The following is a 16,404-nucleotide window of genomic DNA, read 5'->3' as shown; positions in this document are numbered from 1 at the left end:
CCCGTCTTGTGCGATGGCGGGAAACCGCCGGAGAACGGCGACGGCGACAGACAAGGTGGTGGCATGGCCGAGCGGTTGGTTGAGTCCGCTGAGCGCGGAACCGAACGGTGGTTACCGGGCTTCGTCCTGCTGTCCGCGATCTGGGGATCCAGCTTCGTGCTGATCAAGGTCGCAGTCGACGCCGGTGTCGCACCGGTCTGGGTGGCGCTGGCGCGCTGCCTCTTCGGCGCCTCGGCGCTGTGGCTGGTATGCGCCGCGCAGCGGGTTCCGGTGCCGCGCGATCCCCGAACCTGGGGGCACGCCGCAGCGGTGGCGTTTTTACTCAACGCCGTGCCGTTCACGCTCTTCGCCTACGGCGAGACGCAAGTCAGCTCGGTGCTGGCCGGGGTCTGGAACGCGACGACCCCGTTGACCACGCTCGTCTTCGTCCTCCTGCTCGTCCCGCAGGAGAAGCCGACCGCGCGCCGGATGGTGGGCCTGCTGATCGGCTTCGGCGGGGCGCTGGTGGTGCTCGGAGTGTGGCGCGGTGTCGGCGGCGGGGTGCTGGTCGGGAGCCTCGCCTGCCTGGCCGCGACCACCTGCTACGGCGCCGGATTCGCCTACACCAGGCGGTTCTTATCCGGCCGCGCCGAGTCGGCGACCGCGCTGACGGCCGTGCAACTCACCTGCGCCACGACCCAACTCGCGCTGGCGGCCACGGTCGTCGGGGCGGTGCCCGCGTGGCCTGGCGCGACGGCGTTCGGATCCCTGGTGCTGCTGGGCGCGGTGGGCACCGGCCTCGCGTTCCTGCTGAGGGTCGACCATCGCATCGACGGTCACGTACGTGACCCCGTTGTGGTCGACGGCGCTGGGCGCGGTCCTGCTCGCCGAACCGGTCGGCTGGAACACCCTGCTCGGCGGGGCCCTGGTGATCGCCGGAGTCCTCTTCGCCAGGGGAAGGCGCAGTTTCAATTGAAACCTTCCGCTGACGCCGAACCTGGGCGGATGAGCGCTAGCCAATATCGATGACGGCTCGACCGACGGTTTCGCCTCGCTTGAGCGCGTCATAGGCCTCTTGGACCTGTTCGAAGGGGTAGTGGCGGCTGATCGCGTCCTGGGGGCGGAGCAAGCCGCGGGCCACCAGGTCGAGCAGGACCGGCATGTCGCGCCGCGGCTTCGCGCCGTAGGAGCCCTTGATCTGCAGCTTCCGCCGGGCGATGGTGGCCAGGTCGAACTCCCCGGTGGTGCCCCTGGCGGCGATGCCGACGACCACGATCTGCCCGCCCTCGACGACCGAGTCCCGGGCGATGTTGAAGGTCGGCACCGCGCCCAGCGCCTCGAATGCGACGTCCACGCCGCGCCCGCCGGTCAGCTCGCGGATCGCCGCTGGTGCGTCGGCTTCTGCGGAGTTGACCGCGTGCGTCGCGCCGAGCTTCCGCGCCCCAGCCAGCTTCTTCTCGCTGATGTCCACCGCGATGATCACCGATGCGCCGAACACCGCTGCCAGCTGGATCAGCGCCGAACCGACGCCGCCCGCCGCGACCACCGCCACGGTGTCGCCCACGTGCACGTTCGCCGCGTGGCGCAGCGCGCCGTACGCGGTCATCGTCGAGCAGCCCACCGAAGCGACGTCGCGGAGCTCCACGCCGTCCGGCACGCGGTAGACCGACGTCGCGGGCGTGACGCAGCGTTCCGCCAGGCCGCCCATCGAGTACATCCAGACCGGCTCGCCGTCCGGCCGGAACAGCCGGGTCTCGTCGTCGTAGAGCCGCCCCTTGCCGCGGTTGAACTCGAAGAACCTCTGGCAGATCTCCTCGTTGCCGCGCGCGCACTGCTCGCACTGGCCGCACGGCATGATGAAGCTGGTCACCACCCGGTCGCCCACCTCGAAACCGCTGACGTTCGGCCCGACCTCGGCGATCACGCCAGCTACCTCGTGCCCGAGCACGGTCGGCGTCGGGAACGGCAGTTCGCCCTTGAGCACGTGCAGGTCCGTGTGGCAGGCGCCGCAGGAGCGCACGTCGATGGCGACCTCGCCGGCCTTCGGCCGGGGATCGGCGAGTTCCTCGATCCGCATCGGCCGGTTCGCGGCAGTGTGCACGGCGGCGCGCATCCGGACCTCCTTGTCAGACCGGCCAGTCGGTTTGCCCGTGAAGCTATCGCGCCGATCGGCCGCAGACCAGGTGTGAGCGCGAAAGTGCCGTCGGTGACCGGCGGCCGATCGGCACGAACTCTTCACCTTTGTGTCGACCAGCGGTGATCCGGAAGCTTCCTGCCCTGGATAGAACCAGCGGCATGAGTCCCGAACGCTTCCAGCTCAACCGGCGCGCCCTGCTACGCGGCGCCGCTGCCACCGGAATCGCTGCCACCGGCATGTTCCTCTCCGGCGCCCCCGCCTTCGCGCGCGGCGGTGGCCCGGTGCTGACCCACGGCGTCCAGCTCGGCGACCCGCGCCCTGACGGGGCCGTGGTGTGGACTCGCGCCGACCGGCCGTCGAGGATGTTCGTGGAGATCTCCCGGCACGCCGATTTCCGCGGCGCGCGGCGGATCCCCGGTCCGGTCCTGACCCCGGAGACGGACGGCACCGGCGAGCTGCGGGTGACCGGGTTGCCGCCGGGGGAGCAGGCCTACTACCGCGTTATCGCCGAGGATCTCGACGGGCGCGTCGAGAGCGAGACCCTGACCGGCACCTTCCGCACCGCCCCGCGCAACCGCCGGGACGTGCGCTTCCTGTGGTCCGGCGACGTCGTGGGGCAGGGCTGGGGCATCAACCCGGACCTCGGCGGTATGACGATCTACAACGCGATGGCCGCCCGGAACCCGGACTTCTTCCTGCACAGCGGCGACACGGTGTACTCCGACGGGCCGTTGAGGGAGTCCGTCACGCTGCCCGACGGCCGGGTGTGGCGCAACGTCGTGACCCCGGAGAAGTCCAAGGTCGCCGAGACCCTGGCCGAATACCGCGGGCAGTTCGCCTACAACCTGCTGGACGAGAACGTGCGCCGCTTCGCCTCGCAGGTCCCGCAGCTCGTGCAGTGGGACGACCACGAGGTCACCAACAACTGGTACCCGGGCGAGATCCTGGACCTCGCCCAGTACACCGAGAAGCGGGTCGACGTGCTCGCCGAGCGCGCCTTCCAGGCCTTCCACGAGTGGCAGCCGGTCCGGCGCCAGGACGCGGTGGACGGCCGCGTGTACCGGAAGGTCTCGCACGGCCCGCTGCTGGACGTCTTCGTGCTCGACATGCGCAGCTACCGCGACCCGAACTCGGCGGGCACCACGCCGGAGCGGATCCTCGGCGACCGCCAGGCGCGTTGGCTCGTCGACGAGCTCAGCCGGTCGCGGGCGACCTGGAAGGTGATCGCCTCGGACATGCCGATCGGCATCGTCGTGCCCGACGGCGACAAGATCGAGGCGGTCGCGAACGGGCTGCCGGGGGCACCCAACGGGCGCGAGGCCGAGCTGGCGTGGGTGCTGCAGGAGATCAGCCGCCGGTCGGTGCGCAACACCGTCTGGCTGACGGCCGACGTGCACTACACGGCCGCGATCCACTACTCGCCGGAGCGCGCGGCGTTCGCCGGGTTCGACCCGTTCTGGGAGTTCGTCTCCGGCCCGCTGCACGCCGGCGCGTTCGGGCCGAACAAGCTCGACCCGACCTTCGGCCCGGACCAGGTGTTCGTCAACGCCCCGACCCGCCAGGGCGCCTCCCCGTGGGAGGGCTTCCAGCACTTCGGCGAGGTCAACATCGACGGCCGCACCGAGCAGCTGACCGTGGACCTCCGCGACCAGTCCGGCCGCTCGCTGTGGGCCAAGACGCTGGCGCCGAGGCGCTGACCAGCCACGATCGGGTTATTCCGTGGAAGTGGAAGTAGGAAAGGTCGTATTCTTACTTCTGTGAAGATGACGGAGAAGGGGCAGGTGACCATCCCGGTCGACCTTCGCCGCGAACTAGGACTGCGACCCGGAGATCAGATCGAGATCAGATTGGATGGAGACGCGCTGATCCTCACCCGCGGGCATTCGGTGCCCAGCCGTGGCCAGCGGATGGTCGATTTGCTGCGCGGCAGCGGGCACGGGGAGATGACGACCGACGAGATCATGGAGTTGACCCGTGGTGAATGAGGCGGGAGCCCGTCCGCCCGTCACCTTGGTCGACTCAAATATCTTCCTGGACCTGATCACCGAGGACCAGCAGTGGGCTCCTTGGTCGGAACGGAAGCTGAAGGAAGTCAGCGGTCAGGGACCCGTCGTGATCAACCCGATCGTCTATTCCGAGGTCTCGGTCGGTTACTCGACCTTGGGCGAGCTCGACGCTGTGCTGCCGGACGACCTCTACCACCGCGCGCCACTGCCGTGGTCGGCTGCGTTCCTCGCGGCGAAGTGCTTCCAGGACTACCGGCGCCGAGGCGGGGAGAAACGGTCACCGCTGCCCGATTTCTACATCGGTGCGCACTCCGCGGTCAGCCGACTCCGCCTCCTGACCCGCGATGCGCGTCGGTACCGCGTGTACTTCCCGACGGTCGAGGTGATCGCGCCGGACTGAGGCAGGGCCGCCGCTCGCGGTGTCACCTGCATCGATACCCTGGCGGGCAAATCGGGCGCGGAGCGTGTTCGCACCCGGAGCCACCGGAAATGAAGGAGAGTCAACCGTGAGCGAGCGCACCCTGGTCCTGGTCAAGCCCGACGGTGTCGAGCGCGGCCTGGTCGGCGAGGTGATCAGCCGCATCGAGCGCAAGGGCCTGAAGCTGGTCGCGCTGGAGCTTAAGAACGTCGACCGCCAGCTCGCAGAGCAGCACTACGCCGAGCACGACGGGAAGCCGTTCTTCGGCAGCCTGATCGAGTTCATCACCTCCGGTCCGGTCGTGGCCGCGTGCGTCGAGGGCCCGCGCGCGATCTCGGCATTCCGCGGCACCGACCCGGTCGACAAGGCCGCGCCGGGCAGCATCCGCGGCGACTTCGGTCTAGAAGTCCAGTACAACCTCGTGCACGGCTCTGACTCCGTCGAGTCCGCCGAGCGCGAGCTCAAGCTGTGGTTCCCCGAGATCTGAGCACGTAACCGAAACCAGCGTCGCCGCCGACGGCGTCGTCACCGGTCCGCCACGGGTGGAAACCCCGCACCCGGACCTGGTGGACGCGTTGGCCGGTCTGTGGGGCCGCTTCACCGCCGCCGGTGGTGCGGCCGGCTTCAGCCCAACGGACCCGGTCGACCAGCTGCGCGCGGCGGCCGCCGCGCTCGTCGAGGACGCGCGGAACGAGACGGCGTATCTGATCACCATCGACCAGCAGAGCGTGCCGGTAGGGCTGGCGGTGCTAGCGTCAGGTCCGCAGGCACACAGGTGAACTTGCCTGGCTTGCGGTCGATCCCGCGTTCCAGGGCAAGGGATGGGGAAAGCGGCTGCTTGCCGAGGTCCTGGTGCGGGCCCGGGCGATCGGCCTGGAGAAGCTGGACCTGATCACCCGCAGCGGACACGACTTGGAGCGCTTCTAGGAAGCCAACGGCCGGGTCGAACGCGGCCGCTGGCCGGGCGCGGTCCGGGTCGCCACCGGTGCCGACCGCGACGAAATCTGGTTCGCCCGGGACGTCTGAACTCCGATTGAACTCCGGTGTTGCGCGATTTCAATGGAAAGTCCGATTTCCATTGAAATCGCCCCCGGTCCTCCTGACCGGGGCGGACCTCTACCCTGGTCGCGTGCGTGTTGAGTCCGTTTTCGACAGGTTGGAACCGCTGCTGCCGCGTGTCTCCAAACCCGTGCAATACGTGGGTGGGGAGCTCAACGCGACGGCGAAGGCGTGGGACGACGTCGCCATCCGGTGGTGCCTCATGTACCCCGACGCCTACGAGGTCGGCCTGCCCAACCAGGGTGTGCAGATCCTCTACGAGATCCTCAACGAGCAGCCGGACGTCCTGGCCGAACGCACCTACGCGGTATGGCCGGACCTCGAAGAGCTGATGCGAGCGCACGACATCCCGCAGTTCACCGTGGACAGCCACCGCCCGGTCGGCGCGTTCGACGTGCTGGGTCTCAGCTTCGCCACCGAACTCGGTTACACCAACCTGCTCAGCGCGCTCGACCTCGCGGGCATCCCGCTGCACGCGGTGGACCGCACCGACGACGACCCGATCGTGCTGGCCGGCGGGCACGCGGCGTTCAACCCGGAGCCGATCGCCGATTTCCTGGATGCCGCGGTGCTCGGCGACGGCGAGGAAGCCGTCCTGGAGATCACCGAGGCCCTCCGCCGCTGGAAGGCCGAAGGACAGCCGGGCGGCCGGGACGAGCTGCTGCTCCGGCTGGCCGAGTCCGGCGGCGTGTACGTGCCGAAGTTCTACGACGTCAGCTACCGCCCCGACGGGACGATCGACGAAGTCGTGCCCAACCGCGACCGGGTGCCGTACCGGGTCTTCAAGCGCACCACCCTGGAGCTCGACGACTGGCCGTACCCTAAGAAACCGCTGGTCCCGCTGGCCGAGAGCGTGCATGAGCGGATGAGCGTGGAGATCTTCCGTGGCTGCACCCGGGGCTGCCGGTTCTGCCAGGCCGGGATGATCACCCGACCGGTGCGGGAGCGGTCCATCGAGGGCATCGGCGAGATGGTGCAGCGCGGGCTGGCAGCCACCGGCTTCGAAGAGGTCGGCCTGCTGTCGCTGAGCTCGGCCGACCACTCCGAGATCGCCGAGATCACCAAGGGGCTGGCGGACCGCTACGAGGGCACGAACACCGGGCTGTCGCTGCCGTCGACCCGGGTGGACGCCTTCAACATCGACCTGGCCAACGAGCTATCCCGCAACGGCCGTCGCTCTGGCCTCACCTTCGCGCCCGAGGGCGGCAGCGAGCGGATCCGCCGGGTGATCAACAAAATGGTGTCGGAGGAGGACCTGATCCGCACCGTCTCCGCCGCGTTCGCCAACGGCTGGCGGCAGGTCAAGCTGTACTTCATGTGCGGCCTGCCGACCGAGACCGACGAGGACGTGCTGCAGATCGCCGAGATGGCCAAGGAGGTCATCCGGGCCGGGCGTGAGGTTTCGGGCCGCAAGGACATCCGCTGCACGATCTCGATCGGCGGGTTCGTGCCCAAGCCGCACACCCCGTTCCAGTGGGCCGGGCAGACCGACCCCGACACCATCGACGACCGGCTGCGCAAGCTGCGCCAGGCGATCAACGCCGACCGCAGCCTGGGCCGGAACATCGGCATGCGCTACCACGACGGCAAACCGTCCACGGTCGAAGGCCTGCTCTCGCGCGGCGACCGCCGCCTCGGCCGGGTCATCGAGCGGGTGTGGCGCGAGGGCGGCCGGTTCGACGGCTGGAACGAATACTTCTCGTTCGAGCGCTGGATGTCCTGCGCCGCCGCCGAGCTCGGGCAGTTAGGCGTGGACGTGGACTGGTTCACCACTCGGGAACGCGGCGAGCACGAGGTGCTGCCGTGGGACCACCTCGACTCCGGGCTGGACAAGGAGTGGTTGTGGGCCGACTGGCAGGACGCGCTGGACGCCCGCGAGCAGGACGACTGCCGGTGGACGCCGTGCTTCGACTGCGGCGTGTGCCCGACGATGGGCACCGACATCGAGGTCGGCCCGACCGGGCGAAAACTGCTGCCGATCTCCCCGGTCGGCCAGGGCTCCCCGGTGCGCAACCCGGCCTTCAACGGCGGCTGACAATTCGGACCAGATCGGTTTCCGCTGTTCAGATATTGCTGGACGGCTGCGCCTCGGCGGAGCCGAGGATGTGCGCCCGAGCAACCGGAGCCCGTGAGCCGAGCTGTCGGTGCAGGGGTGGTCGTCGGGGTACGGTCCTGCGAAACATGACCCGCAGGTGTTGTCACACTGCGGGTTAGCACGCAAGCATCGACATCGGAGCGGTCGACGGCGACCGCCGATGACGATCATTGGTCGGGGAGGGAATCCTGAGTCGGCGAGATCACCCCAATCCCTCGGCGCCACCGGTGCAGAAGCTGCGGCTGCGCTACGCCAAACGTGGGCGGCTGCGGTTCACCTCACACCGGGACGTCGCGCGTGCCTTCGAACGCGCGCTGCGGAGGGCCGGGGTACCTATGGCGTATTCCCAGGGCTTCAGCCCGCACCCGAAGGTGTCCTGGGCGGGCGCGGTGCCTACCGGCGTGTCCAGCATGGCCGAGTACGTCGAGGTCCAACTCGTCGAACGGCTCGACCCGGAGGTGCTGCGCGACGAGCTCAACGCCGCGCTGCCCGACGGGATCGACGTGCTGGACGCGGCGGACGCCGAGCCCGGTGCGCTCGCCGACCGGCTGCAGGTCAGCCGGTGGCGGATCGATCTTCCCGGCACGGACGTCGCCGAACTGCGCGACGCCGTAACGGCGCTGATGGCGGCTGACACCGCGCTGGTGGAGCGGATGACCAAGGACGGCCGCCGCACCATCGACGCGCGCGCGGCGCTGGTCAGCGCGGAGGTCCCGGACGGTCCCCGGATCGTCGCGCAGAGTGAGCAAATTTCCGCGTCGACCGTCCAGGTGGACGATTGGCCGGAGGCGTCGGAACCGTATGGGATACTTGTAACGGTCGTGCGGCAGACAACACCGGTCGTACGACCCGACGACGTACTGAGCGCCCTGCGTGTCGTCGCTGGTCTGGCACCGTCGGCCGCCGCGAGCGCGACCCGGCTGGAGCAGGGTCGGCTCGACGACGGGGGAGGGATTGTCGACCCGTTGGCCCGGGCCTCAGGCGGCGACCGGATTCCGGCGGGAGGCCCCGCAGCGGGGTGACGGGCGGCGCGGACGTCGTCGACCCGCCGTGTGACTTCCCGGCCTGAAGGCCGGGGCGGAGGGACCACCAAGAATTGCCGTCGCCTGCGGGCGGCGGAGACCGAAGATCGCACATGCCTCTGTGCGGCCGCGTCCCCGGACGCGCCCGGGGGCGGAGGAGCTGGATGTTGAACATGGATACGCCCGCTGGAAGCACCAGCGGGCAATCGCCCACACCTACCCGAGAAGGGCAGGGCACGATCGAGCTGCCCGCCAAGCTCCGGGTGCACGCACTGGCCAAGCTGCTGGGCGCCAGCAGCCGGGAGATCATCACGACGCTGGAATCGATCGGTGAATCGGTCCGCAGCGCGCAGTCGAACATCACCCGCGACGTCGCCCTGCAGGTGGTGCAGGCCCTGCACCCCGAGCTGGTGGCGGAGTCGGACGGCCCGGCTGAGCCCGCGCAGGCCGAAACCAGGAGCGAGGCCGAACCGCAGTCCGCGGTCGAGCCCGCGGTGCCTGCTGCTGACTTCACTCCCGCCGGAGTCGAGTCGGCCGGCAAACACGCGCGCGGGTTGACGCCGCTCTTCGCCGCGCCGGAGGCGATGTTCCTGGCACCGCAGCCGCAGGAGTCGAGGCCCGTGTCGAAGGCCGAGCCGGAGCCGCAGGAGGCGCAGCCGGAGCCCCAGGCCGTTGCGGCCGAAGAGCCCGGGCAGGAAGCCGAGGCCGAGGACGAACCCGCTGGTCGCCGCCGTCGTAGGCGGGGCCGCCGGGGCCGTGGTCGGGGTCGCGGTGCCGACTCCGAGTCGGGTGGCGAGGAAGAGTCGGACACCGCCGAGGAGACCAGCGCCGAAGCCGCCGAACCGGTCGCCGAGGAAGCCACCGAGGAACAGTCGGCCGAGGCCGAAGGCGCGGGCGATTCCAACCGTCGCCGTCGGCGTCGCCGCCGTCGCAAGGGCTCTGCGGACGACGAAAGCGGCGCCCGCGAGGACGACCCGCCGAACACCGTCGTGCACGTGCGCGAGCCGGCGGCCGCGGAAACCCGCCAGGACAGCAGCGACGACGAGGTCCGCGCGGTCAAGGGCTCGACCCGGCTGGAAGCCAAGCGGCAGCGCCGCCGGGATGGCCGCGAGGCAGGTCGCCGCCGGGCGCCGGTGCTCTCCGAGGCCGAGTTCCTGGCCCGCCGCGAGTCGGTGGACCGCAAGATGGTCGTCCGGCAGAACGGCGACCAGACCCAGATCGCGGTGCTCGAGGACAACGTCCTCGTCGAGAACTTCGTGACCTCGTCGGGCTCCGGCTCGCTGGTCGGCAACGTCTACCTCGGCCGAGTGCAGAACGTGCTGCCGAGCATGGAGGCGGCGTTCGTCGACATCGGCCGGGGCCGCAACGCGGTGCTCTACGCCGGCGAGGTCGACTGGGACGCCGCCGGGCTGGCCGGCAAGGCCCGCCGCATCGAGCAGGCCCTGCAGACCGGCGACAGCGTGCTGGTGCAGGTCACCAAGGACCCGGTCGGCCACAAGGGCGCACGCCTGACCACCCAGATCAGCCTGCCCGGCCGATTCCTGGTGTACGTGCCGGGCGGCGGTGCCACCGGCATCAGCCGCAAGCTGCCGGACACCGAGCGCAAGCGGCTCAAGGAGATCCTCAAGCGTATCGTGCCGGACAACGCCGGGGTGATCATCCGCACCGCGTCCGAGGGCACCAGCGAAGAGGCGCTGGACCGCGACGTGCGGCGCCTGCAGGCGCAGTGGGAGGTCATCAAGGAGAGGGCCGAGACGCCTGGCGCGCAGGCCCCGCAGCTGCTCTACGAGGAGCCGGACCTGCTGATCAAGGTCGTCCGCGACCTGTTCACCGAGGACTTCTCGACCATGACGGTCCAGGGCAACGACGCCTGGGACACCATCGAGGCCTACGTCAAGCACGTCGCACCCGACCTGGCGCAGCGGCTGCACAAGCACGTCGGCAAGAACGACGTGTTCACCGAGCAGCGGATCAACGAGCAGATCGCCAAGGCCCTGGACCGCAAGGTCTGGCTGCCCTCCGGTGGCTACCTGGTGATCGACCGCACCGAAGCCATGACGGTGATCGACGTCAACACCGGCAAGTTCACCGGCTCCGGGGGCAACCTGGAGGAGACGGTCACCCGCAACAACCTCGAGGCGGCCGAGGAGATCGTCCGCCAGCTCCGGCTGCGCGACATCGGCGGCATCATCGTCATCGACTTCATCGACATGGTGCTGGAGTCCAACCGCGACCTGGTGCTGCGCCGCCTCACCGAGTGCCTGGGCCGGGATCGCACTCGCCACCAGGTCGCCGAGGTGACCTCGCTCGGTCTCGTGCAGATGACCCGCAAGCGCGTCGGCACCGGGCTGCTGGAGGCCTACAGCAGCACCTGCGAGCATTGCCGAGGTCGTGGCCTGCTGGTTTCGACGGAGCCGGTCACGCACCTGAACGGCCAGGCCGTCAACAACGGTGCTCGCCGCAACCGGCACCGCGGCAAGCAGCACGACGAGCAGCCCGCTCCGGAACCGCGCAGCGAGGCCAAGGCAGAGGCCGCCAAGGCCGATGAGCCGAAGGCCGAGGCTGCCAAGGTCGAGCAGCCCAAGCCGGAGCCCGTCAAGCCGGCGGAACGGGTGCAGGCGGAGCCTGCGGCCGTCGAGGTCAAGGCCGTCAAGGCCGAGCCGGAGACGCCGAAGCCGGAGGCGCCGGTTGAGCCGAAGGCGGAGGCACCGGTTGTCGAGCCGGAGCCGGTCGTCGAGCCGAAGGCGGTGGAGCCCGCGGCGGAGCCGCTGATGGCCGAGCCGGTGGCGGCTGCCCCTGCGGAGGCCAACGGCCGACCGCGGCGGAAGGCGACGCGGGCCGCTGGGAGCGCCGGTGCTCCGGTGACTCCGCTGGTGGTCAGCAAGTCGGCGGAGCCGCAGCAGTCCGCCGACAACGGACTACCGAGCGTCACCCCGGCCGCGCCGGTGCGGCGGGTTCGTCGCCGGGCAGCGTCGCGTCCGGCCGGTCCGCCGGTGGAGGACGCCCCCACCGGGGCTGCGACCGAGGGCTGAGCAGATTCGACGGAATGGCCGATTCGTTCAAGAACGGGTCGGCCATTCTTCTTATCGTCGGCACATGATTCGATGCACCGCCGAGCGCGTGGCCGCTGTCGAGCAGTTCGTCTGGCTGACCGCGCGAGTGCTGGAACAACGCCGTTTCGAGTTCTTGTTCGCCGAGGGCAGCGCGGACGGGGTGCTGGCAGCGCTCGATGCGTACCGCTGCGCCGACGGCGGCTACGGCTACGCCCTGGAGCCCGACGCACGCGGCCCGTTCAGCCAGCCGTTGCAGACCTACACGGCGCTGATGATCCTCGACGAGGTCGGGGCGTGCGACGGGGCTGCGGTTGCGGGGGCCTGCGACTACCTGATGTCGATCACGCGTCCGGACGGCGGTGTGCCCGCCGGTGACACGCGGCTGCGGGACTACCCGCACGCGCCGTGGATGCCGGCAGTCGAGGAACCCGATGGGAACCTGCTCACCACCGGACTGCTTGCTGGCGTGCTGCACAAGAACCAAACCGAGCATCCGTGGCTGGCCGGGGCCACCGAGTTCTGCTGGCAGCGGATCGATGGGCTGACCGAGAGTCACCCGTACGAGGTGCAGGCGGCGATGGCGTTCCTCGACCAGGTTCCCGATCGGCATCGGGCGCGTGCGGCGACCAAGCGACTCGGCGAGTACGTGCGGGAACAGGGGTTGGTGCTGCTTGATCCGCAGCACCCCGAACGAGCCGAGGTACCTCCCGGCTACGCCCTTGGTGAGCTGCACTGCGTCTGGGACTACGCGCCGGAACCGACGAGCCTGGCGCGTTCGTGGTTCTCCGACGCGGAGATGGCACAGGGCCTTGACCACCTCGCGGGCCTGCAGGAGGACGACGGCGGCTGGCCGATCCGCTGGCGCGCGTGGGCCCCCGGCACCCGCCTGGAGTGGCGACCTCGGGTGGCGATCGAAGCCCTGCGCACCCTCCGCGCCTACGACCAAGTCTGAACCGGGGCCGTGAGTCCTTCGGACCGCCCTAGCAGGTCGCCGTAGCCGCCCCAAGGACTCACGGCCGCGCGGCCCAAGGATTGCTCACCTGTGCTAGATTTAGCTCATGCGAGCAAATTCCAGCTCAAGTGAGCAAGATAGATCGTTCACTGAGCGGGGACGGCGGGCGCAGATCGTCGAGGCCGCCATTGAGGCGATCGTCGAGCTCGGCTACTCGCGCGCGTCGTTCGGGCAGATCGCCAAGCGGGCCGGCCTGAGCAGCACGGGCATGATCTCCTACCACTTCAGGAACAAGGCCGAGCTGATGCAACAGGTCGTCACCGATGTCTACGCGGCGGCAGAGGAACTGGTGGGAGCACGCATCGACGCGGCGGGCACGGCGCGCGACCAGCTCCGGGCGTTCATCGAGTCCAGTGTGGACTTCTACCGCACGAACCACCGGCAGCTCCGGGCGATCACCGAGATCTTCCTGAACGAACGCGGCGACGATGCGGCGTTGCCGCACCGGCGAGAACTCGAAGGCATGCGAGAACTGCTCCGCGCCGGTCAGCGGTCGGGGGAGTTCCGGGACTTCGACCCGCATGTCATGGCGGTGACGTTGCGCCACGCGCTGGACGGCGTCGCGCTTCGCCTCGGGGTGGAGCCCGATGCCGACGCCGACCGCTACGCCCGGGAGCTCGAGACCACGTTCGATCTGGCCACCCGAGCGGGTTGAGCCGACTGGGGTGCGGGGCGTCCCGCAACGACACGGAGGTGTCATGAACGAAATCGTGGAACTGGATTCCGGCCGCGTGCGCGGGCTGACCTACGAGAAGCACCGGCTGTTCCAGGGGATTCCGTACGCCGCGCCACCGGTCGGCGAGCTGCGGTGGTGCTCACCGCAACCCGTCGCTCCGTGGCCGCAGGTGCGCGACGCGACCGAGCCGGGCAACCCATGCCCACAGCTCCCGCAGGACTTCGCCGACATCGCCAGCTTGGACGAGGACTGCCTGTTCCTCAACGTCACCGCACCCCGGACCGGCGGTTCCAAGCCGGTCATGGTGTGGCTGCACGGCGGCGGCGGGGCCAACGGCGAGGGCGCGATCTTCGATGCGCATCGGCTGGCTGTCGCCGAGGACGTCGTGGTGGTGACGCCGAATTCGCGGCTGGGCATCTTCGGCAACTTCGCCTACCCGGGCCTGGCCGGCGGTGGCGGGTTCGGGATTGAAGACCAGCAGGCGGTGCTGCGCTGGGTGCAGCGAAACATCGGCGCGTTCGGCGGAGACCCGGGCAATGTGACGCTGTTCGGCGAGTCCTACGGCGGGCTCAACGTCAGCGCGCACCTGGTCGCGCCGGGCTCGGCCGGGCTGTTCCACCGGGCGATCGTGCAGAGCGGGTTCGCGCTGCTGCGCTCCCCGGCCGGTGCCTGGGCGCCCGGATCACCCAAGATGCCGGCCATATGGCTGTCCATAGTGGAATTCGAGGGGTTGGCGGAGCACCTGGTCGGCCAGCTCGGCTGGGTGCAGCCGGGGAAGGGGTCGGCGATCGAGCAGTTGCGCCGCATCCCGGTCGAACAGCTGATCAACGTGTCATCGGTGTTCAGTCGGCCAGTTTTCGGCGGTGCCGTGCTGCCGGAGTCCCCGGAGCAGGCGTTGCCAGGTGGGCGGTTCCACCGGGTCCCGGTGTTAGCCGGTGGAACCCGGGACGAGGCCAGGCTGTTCACGGCGCTGTTCTGGGACGCGGCAGGTCAACCGATCACGCCCGACGGCTACGACAAGCTGCTCGCAGACGGCTTCGACGCCGCAGCCGACAAGGTGGCCGAGCGGTACCCCGTTGACGCGCATGCGACTCCGAGCCTGGCTTGGGCGGATGTGATCGGTGACGCGGCTTGGGCACGCTCGGTGTGGGACCTCGCGACCGCGCTGAGCGCGGAAACCACCACGTACGTCTACGAATTCGCCGACCGGGATGCGCCGCCGGTCGTGCCGTTCCCGCCGGGATTCCCGCCCGGTGCTCACCACTCCGCAGAGGTTGCCTATCAGTTCGACCTAGGCAACCCGGCACCGCTGACCGAAGCGCAGCGCCAGCTGGCGGCAACGATTAACCGCTATTGGGCGAACTTCGCGCGCAGCGGTGACCCCAACGGGCCGGATCTGCCCGGCTGGCAGACCTTCTCGGCGGCCGATCCGCATGTGCAGTCACTGCACCCGGAACAGATCACCGGAACGGACTTCGCCGCCGAACACCGCCTGGATTTCTGGAACGCTCTCGCCTGATCACCAGGTGCGGTGAGTGGTCTTGCGGTGCTGTGGCGGCTGTTCGGGATGTGGCGGTGCGGCGTTGTCACGGGGCATTGGCGCCTTTGAAACGCCGAGGCTGTTAGTCAGCCCAAGCGGGAGCGCGCACCCGAGCTATCCAGGGCACTACCGGCTATGGATGTGGGTGAACGGCCCGTTCGTGACATCTATCGGGGTGGAGGGTCCGTTCGCCTCACGGCAGTAGTCCGGGGGGTGGGGGGGGGGGGGTGGGGGTGGTGAGGTGAACGGCCCGTTTGTGACGTCTATCGGGGTGGGGCGGTCCGTTCGCCTCACGGCAGTAGTCCGGTGGCTGGGGTGGGGTGGGTGAGGTGAACGGCCCGTTTGTGACGTCTATTGGGGTGGACGGTCCGTTCGCTTCACGCGTTCGCTTCACGGCAGTAGTCCGGTGGCTGGGCTTGGGTGGGTGAGGTGAACGGCCCGTTCGTGACATCTATCGGGGTGGACGGTCCGTTCGCTTCACGGCCGCGACACCAGGCGCATCACCGCCGCACAGCGAGTCCGCAACCAGCCGCAATTGCGCCCAAAGCACTCACGAGCCGTTCTGCGGCAGCGGGCTGAAGTACTGGCGCGGGGTCACCCCGGCGAGGCGGCGGAACTCGCGCGTGAGGTGCGCTTGGTCGGCGTAGCCGCTGGCGTGAGCGAGCTCCGCGAGTCCGCCCGAGCCCACGCCTAGCCGCGTCGCCCGCTGGAAGCGGAGCACGCCGGCGAGGGTCTGCGGGCCGTATCCGACGGCAGCCGCGACACGCCGTCGGAGTTGGCGCACGGACAGCCCGACGCTGTCCGCGAGCGCCGGAATCGCGGGTGGGACCGGAGCATCGAGGGCAGCCACCACCGGCGCTAGCACAGGATCGGGCCGGTACTTCGACAGCCGCGAGAACGCGAACTCCTCCAGGATCCGCCCAGCCCGATCCGGCTCATCGCCGAGCCTGCCCACGACGTCCCGCATCGAGGAGCCCCAGATGTCGAGGCTGTCGACCTGCAGATCGCGCAGCTCGGTGGCGGGGATATCGCCCAGCAGCAGGCGGGCAGCACCGGGCTTGGCGCGGATCCCGGTGATGCGGCTGCCCGGCGGCAGCGCCGAGAGCCTGGCCGTGGTGTCCGGTCCGACCACGTCGAGCCGGGCGCCCATCCAGATCAGATCCACGCAGCCGTCCGGAACCACGCGCTGCAGGTAGCCGAGCGACCCAGCCCCGTGCGTCCACACGCAGGCGATGGCCGTGCTCAGCGCTCCGACCGGCGGCCGCTCGCGATACCGACTCACAGACCCATGATGCCCACCCGCCCCGACACCAGAACCCGCGACGGGTGCGAGCGACCACGCCGCCAAAGGCACCCATCATCGCAATCCGCTCACCTGGTCAGGCATGAGTGAGGGGCACCCCGACC

14 protein-coding genes and 1 pseudogene are annotated in these 16,404 nt (G+C 69.7%); 13 read left to right on the top strand and 2 right to left on the bottom strand.

The annotated features are described in order from the left end of the window. Nucleotides 1–63 precede the first annotated feature (63 nt). Nucleotides 64–1,008: an EamA family transporter gene (locus tag SSPN_RS63255; protein ID WP_010695806.1), complete on the top strand. Its 945-nt coding sequence runs from the start codon at nt 64–66 to the stop codon at nt 1,006–1,008. On the opposite strand, the gene SSPN_RS0114705 is transcribed toward SSPN_RS63255, so the two are convergent. Further along, on the bottom strand, nt 992–2,092 hold the full coding sequence (locus SSPN_RS0114705) for a zinc-binding dehydrogenase (protein ID WP_010695804.1): 1,101 nt from the start codon (nt 2,090–2,092) through the stop codon (nt 992–994). The two genes, SSPN_RS63255 and SSPN_RS0114705, sit on opposite strands and share 17 nt — an antisense overlap. Nucleotides 2,093–2,274: 182 nt before the next feature. Between SSPN_RS0114705 and SSPN_RS0114700 the strand changes: the two genes are divergently transcribed. The 12 genes and pseudogenes from SSPN_RS0114700 to SSPN_RS0114650 all read left to right on the top strand — a co-directional run bounded on the left by SSPN_RS0114700 (nt 2,275) and on the right by SSPN_RS0114650 (nt 14,976). Next, entirely contained in the window at nt 2,275–3,813 is a 1,539-nt protein-coding gene (locus tag SSPN_RS0114700) for an alkaline phosphatase D family protein (RefSeq protein WP_010695803.1), read from the top strand. Nucleotides 3,814–3,879: 66 nt separating this feature from the next. Beyond that, complete coding sequence (locus SSPN_RS0114695) at nt 3,880–4,101, top strand: AbrB/MazE/SpoVT family DNA-binding domain-containing protein (protein WP_143539498.1); 222 nt, start codon at nt 3,880–3,882, stop codon at nt 4,099–4,101. Next, the gene (locus tag SSPN_RS0114690; protein WP_029535339.1) at nt 4,094–4,522 is read left to right on the top strand and encodes a type II toxin-antitoxin system VapC family toxin; all 429 of its coding nucleotides are present in this window, start codon (nt 4,094–4,096) and stop codon (nt 4,520–4,522) included. The genes SSPN_RS0114695 and SSPN_RS0114690 overlap by 8 nt, the downstream gene beginning before the upstream one ends. 106 nt (nt 4,523–4,628) lie before the next feature. Continuing rightward, nucleotides 4,629–5,027, top strand: coding sequence for a nucleoside-diphosphate kinase (ndk, locus tag SSPN_RS0114685; protein WP_010695800.1), 399 nt, complete (start codon nt 4,629–4,631; stop codon nt 5,025–5,027). Nucleotides 5,028–5,082: 55 nt separating this feature from the next. Next, nucleotides 5,083–5,319, top strand: a complete 237-nt coding sequence (locus SSPN_RS59730) for a hypothetical protein (protein WP_010695798.1) — start codon at nt 5,083–5,085, stop codon at nt 5,317–5,319. A 46-nt stretch (nt 5,320–5,365) separates the two neighbouring features. Beyond that, a pseudogene (locus tag SSPN_RS59725) lies at nt 5,366–5,467 on the top strand (GNAT family N-acetyltransferase); the annotation flags it as partial. Between the two features lie 202 nt (nt 5,468–5,669). After that, nucleotides 5,670–7,634: a TIGR03960 family B12-binding radical SAM protein gene (locus tag SSPN_RS0114675; RefSeq protein ID WP_029535338.1), complete on the top strand. Its 1,965-nt coding sequence runs from the start codon at nt 5,670–5,672 to the stop codon at nt 7,632–7,634. A 287-nt stretch (nt 7,635–7,921) separates the two neighbouring features. Beyond that, complete coding sequence (locus tag SSPN_RS0114670) at nt 7,922–8,716, top strand: TIGR03936 family radical SAM-associated protein (protein WP_010695794.1); 795 nt, start codon at nt 7,922–7,924, stop codon at nt 8,714–8,716. Nucleotides 8,717–8,880: 164 nt separating this feature from the next. Next, a complete protein-coding gene (locus SSPN_RS0114665; RefSeq protein WP_010695792.1) occupies nt 8,881–11,748 on the top strand; it encodes a translation initiation factor IF-2 N-terminal domain-containing protein in 2,868 nt (955 codons plus the stop codon). A 64-nt stretch (nt 11,749–11,812) separates the two neighbouring features. Further along, nucleotides 11,813–12,721 carry a hypothetical protein gene (locus tag SSPN_RS0114660; protein WP_044572927.1) on the top strand — a complete coding sequence of 303 codons (909 nt, stop codon included), beginning with the start codon at nt 11,813–11,815 and terminating at the stop codon, nt 12,719–12,721. Between the two features lie 106 nt (nt 12,722–12,827). After that, nucleotides 12,828–13,436, top strand: a complete 609-nt coding sequence (locus SSPN_RS0114655; protein WP_010695788.1) for a TetR/AcrR family transcriptional regulator — start codon at nt 12,828–12,830, stop codon at nt 13,434–13,436. 43 nt (nt 13,437–13,479) lie between these two features. After that, complete coding sequence (locus SSPN_RS0114650) at nt 13,480–14,976, top strand: carboxylesterase/lipase family protein (RefSeq protein ID WP_010695787.1); 1,497 nt, start codon at nt 13,480–13,482, stop codon at nt 14,974–14,976. A 571-nt stretch (nt 14,977–15,547) separates the two neighbouring features. Here SSPN_RS0114650 and SSPN_RS43835 read toward each other — a convergent pair. After that, nucleotides 15,548–16,279, bottom strand: a complete 732-nt coding sequence (locus tag SSPN_RS43835; RefSeq protein ID WP_010695786.1) for a helix-turn-helix transcriptional regulator — start codon at nt 16,277–16,279, stop codon at nt 15,548–15,550. Between the last annotated feature and the right edge of the window lie 125 nt (nt 16,280–16,404).

Source organism: Saccharopolyspora spinosa NRRL 18395 (genome assembly GCF_000194155.1).
Lineage (GTDB): Bacteria > Actinomycetota > Actinomycetes > Mycobacteriales > Pseudonocardiaceae > Saccharopolyspora > Saccharopolyspora spinosa.
This window is presented reverse-complemented; position numbering and strand designations above follow the sequence as displayed.

Bases quoted from the DNA above. Each gene is read 5' to 3' on its own strand.
- SSPN_RS0114695 (WP_143539498.1), top strand. From the start codon at position 3,880: ATGACGGAGAAGGGGCAGGTGACCATCCCGGTCGACCTTCGCCGCGAA.
- SSPN_RS0114705 (WP_010695804.1), bottom strand. From the start codon at position 2,092: ATGCGCGCCGCCGTGCACACTGCCGCGAACCGGCCGATGCGGATCGAG.
- SSPN_RS0114700 (WP_010695803.1), top strand. From the start codon at position 2,275: ATGAGTCCCGAACGCTTCCAGCTCAACCGGCGCGCCCTGCTACGCGGC.
- SSPN_RS0114655 (WP_010695788.1), top strand. From the start codon at position 12,828: ATGCGAGCAAATTCCAGCTCAAGTGAGCAAGATAGATCGTTCACTGAG.
- SSPN_RS0114650 (WP_010695787.1), top strand. From the start codon at position 13,480: ATGAACGAAATCGTGGAACTGGATTCCGGCCGCGTGCGCGGGCTGACC.
- SSPN_RS63255 (WP_010695806.1), top strand. From the start codon at position 64: ATGGCCGAGCGGTTGGTTGAGTCCGCTGAGCGCGGAACCGAACGGTGG.
- SSPN_RS0114665 (WP_010695792.1), top strand. From the start codon at position 8,881: ATGTTGAACATGGATACGCCCGCTGGAAGCACCAGCGGGCAATCGCCC.
- SSPN_RS0114660 (WP_044572927.1), top strand. From the start codon at position 11,813: ATGATTCGATGCACCGCCGAGCGCGTGGCCGCTGTCGAGCAGTTCGTC.